Origin of the sequence: Aquimarina callyspongiae (assembly GCF_034322225.1) — a bacterium.
In the GTDB taxonomy this organism is placed as follows: Bacteria; Bacteroidota; Bacteroidia; order Flavobacteriales; family Flavobacteriaceae; genus Aquimarina.
In genome coordinates this window covers 1-3,545 of the sequence record NZ_JAXLPA010000014.1, presented here as the reverse complement: position 1 = coordinate 3,545, position 3,545 = coordinate 1, and the positions used below count along the sequence as shown (strand labels likewise).

Annotated in this window: 2 tRNA genes and 1 rRNA gene; all 3 read left to right on the top strand. The window is 46.3% G+C overall.

What is annotated here, in order from left to right:
- The first annotated feature begins 137 nt into the window (after nt 1-137).
- The 3 genes from U0D62_RS25475 (at nt 138) to U0D62_RS25465 (ending at nt 3,422) form a co-directional block, all read left to right on the top strand.
- Nucleotides 138-211 (top strand) — tRNA-Ile (locus tag U0D62_RS25475).
- A gap of 91 nt (nt 212-302) precedes the next feature.
- Nucleotides 303-376, top strand: a tRNA-Ala gene (locus U0D62_RS25470).
- 228 nt (nt 377-604) lie between these two features.
- A 23S ribosomal RNA gene (locus tag U0D62_RS25465) occupies nt 605-3,422 on the top strand.
- Nucleotides 3,423-3,545: the final 123 nt, after the last annotated feature.

Genomic DNA, 3,545 nt, shown 5'->3' with positions numbered 1-3,545 from the left:
GTACGACGGAGTAGTATTTTTATATGTTTTTAGTCTTTTAGCTGTCGATTAATAAAGTAAGTTTCAGGTTTGATGATTATAATTTCAGGTTTGTATAAACATGGGGTTGTTGTCTGAAGATTTAAGACTACTAAGACAGTCTCATAGCTCAGCTGGTTAGAGCGCTACACTGATAATGTAGAGGTCGGCAGTTCGAGTCTGCCTGAGACTACAAATTACGTTCATTGATTATATATTGAATAGGAAATTTTAGAAGTTGTGCTACGTCCACTATATTCTGGCAGTTTGCCAACTTTATTGACGGGGAATTAGCTCAGCTGGCTAGAGCGCCTGCCTTGCACGCAGGAGGTCACCGGTTCGACTCCGGTATTCTCCACGATTCTTTAGATATAAGGGTTGATAGTTTATAAAACACAGGATTCACATTGTGAAATAGGTTTTATGCTCATCGTTTTTATATTTATGATAAGAAAAACGTTCATTGACATATTGATTTAAAAATACGAGCATTGCTTGTTCTCTTGCGAGACAAGTAATGATAAAAGAGTGATGATATAATTATTTATATCATCAAAAAACTAAAAGAGCAAGTTATAAGCAAGACGCATAAGCTAATTAAGGGCGTATGGGGAATGCCTAGGCTCTCAGAGGCGAAGAAGGACGTGATAAGCTGCGAAAAGCTGCGGGGACTGGCACATACAGATTGATCCGCAGATATCCGAATGGGGCAACCCACTATATTGAAGATATAGTATCCGCAAGGAGGCGAACCCGGAGAACTGAAACATCTAAGTACCCGGAGGAGAAGAAAACAATAGTGATTCCGTTAGTAGTGGCGAGCGAACGCGGATTAGCCCAAACCTGTAATGTTACGGCATTGCGGGGGTTGTAGGACTACGATATGATTTTTGTAATGAATTAGAATCCTTTGGAAAGAGGAGCCAAAGACAGTGATAGCCTGGTATAAGTAAAGATCAAAAATCTAGTAGTATCCTGAGTAGTGCGGGGCACGTGTAACCCTGTATGAATCTGTGGGGACCATCCCATAAGGCTAAATACTCCTGAGAGACCGATAGTGAACCAGTACCGTGAGGGAAAGGTGAAAAGAACCCTGAATAAGGGAGTGAAATAGATCCTGAAACCATACGCTTACAAGCGGTCGGAGCCATTTATGGTGACGGCGTGCCTTTTGCATAATGAGCCTACGAGTTACTTTTACTAGCAAGGTTAAGATTTTGAGGATCGGAGCCGTAGCGAAAGCGAGTCTGAATAGGGCGTACAGTTAGTAGTAGTAGACGCGAAACCGTGTGATCTACCCTTGGGCAGGTTGAAGCTTTGTTAACCCAAAGTGGAGGACCGAACCCGTTGACGTTGAAAAGTCTTGGGATGACCTGAGGGTAGGGGTGAAAGGCCAATCAAACTCGGAAATAGCTCGTACTCCCCGAAATGCATTTAGGTGCAGCGTTGTGTTAGTTTTATAGAGGTAGAGCTACTGATTGGATGCGGGGGCTTCACCGCCTACCAATTCCTGACAAACTCCGAATGCTATAAAATGATGCACAGCAGTGAGGGCATGGGTGCTAAGGTCCATGTCCGAGAGGGAAAGAACCCAGACCATCAGCTAAGGTCCCTAAATATATGCTAAGTTGAATAAACGCGGTTGAACTGCTTAGACAGCTAGGATGTTGGCTTGGAAGCAGCCATTCATTTAAAGAGTGCGTAACAGCTCACTAGTCGAGCGGTTCGGCATGGATAATAATCGGGCATAAGCATATTACCGAAGCTATGGACTTCTTAAGAAGTGGTAGGGGAGCATTGTAGTGGCGTTGAAGGTGAGAGGCGATTCTTGCTGGAGCAGCTACAAAAGAAAATGTAGGCATAAGTAACGATAATGCGGGCGAGAAACCCGCACACCGAAAGACTAAGGTTTCCTCAGCTATGCTAATCAGCTGAGGGTTAGTCGGGACCTAACGCGAACCCGAAAGGGGTAGTGGATGGACAACAGGTTAATATTCCTGTACCTGCTCACGCTAAAAGTGACGGAGGCGAATAGTTAGTGCGCACTGACGGAAATGTGCGTTGAAGCCAGTGGTAACACGGCGATAGTACACTAAGGCTACGGCCGAGGTGATAATCTAGCGAATCGACTTCCAAGAAAAACGAGTGAAGCAGCCCGTACCGTAAACCGACACAGGTAGTTGGGATGAGAATTCTAAGGTGCTCGAGAGATTCATGGCTAAGGAACTAGGCAAAATAGACCTGTAACTTCGGGAGAAAGGTCGCCCTCAGTAATGAGGGCCGCAGTGAAAAGGTCCAGGCGACTGTTTATCAAAAACACAGGGCTATGCTAAATCGAAAGATGATGTATATGGCCTGACACCTGCCCGGTGCCGGAAGGTTAAGAGGAGGGTTTAGCTTCGGCGAAGATCTGAATTGAAGCCCCGGTAAACGGCGGCCGTAACTATAACGGTCCTAAGGTAGCGAAATTCCTTGTCGGGTAAGTTCCGACCTGCACGAATGGTGCAACGATCTGGACACTGTCTCAGCCATGAGCTCGGTGAAATTGTAGTATCGGTGAAGATGCCGGTTACCCGCTGTGGGACGAAAAGACCCTGTGAACCTTTACTATAGCTTAGTATTGACTTTGGATAAGTAATGTGTAGGATAGGTGGGAGACTTTGATCTAGCGTCGCCAGGCGTTGGTGAGTCATTGTTGAAATACCACCCTTTGCTTATTCGGAGCCTAACTTCCAATGGAAGGACAGTGCTTGGTGGGTAGTTTGACTGGGGTGGTCGCCTCCAAAAGAGTAACGGAGGCTTCTAAAGGTTCCCTCAGTACGGTTGGTAATCGTGCGTAGAGTGCAATGGCATAAGGGAGCTTGACTGAGAGGCATACAGGCCGATCAGGTACGAAAGTAGAGCATAGTGATCCGGTGGTTCCGCATGGAAGGGCCATCGCTCAAAGGATAAAAGGTACTCCGGGGATAACAGGCTGATCTCCCCCAAGAGCTCACATCGACGGGGGGGTTTGGCACCTCGATGTCGGCTCGTCACATCCTGGGGCTGGAGAAGGTCCCAAGGGTTGGGCTGTTCGCCCATTAAAGTGGCACGCGAGCTGGGTTCAGAACGTCGTGAGACAGTTCGGTCTCTATCTACAGTGGGCGTTAGAAATTTGAGTGGATCTGACTTTAGTACGAGAGGACCGAGTTGGACGAACCGCTGGTGTATCTGTTGTTCCGCCAGGAGCATTGCAGAGTAGCTACGTTCGGAAGGGATAAGCGCTGAAAGCATATAAGCGCGAAACCCACCACAAGATGAGATTTCTTTAAAGGGTCGTGGGAGACTACCACGTTGATAGGCTATAGGTGTAAAGGCAGTAATGTCATAGCCGAGTAGTACTAATAACCCATAGGCTTATGCGCACGTCCTGCTAAGCAATTAGCAGGACGGAGAATTGCTTAGAACAATGCTTTTAGTTACTCAAACTCGTATATTAAATCAATATGTCAACAATATTAGTATTCCCGTATAGACGGGAATCTCCT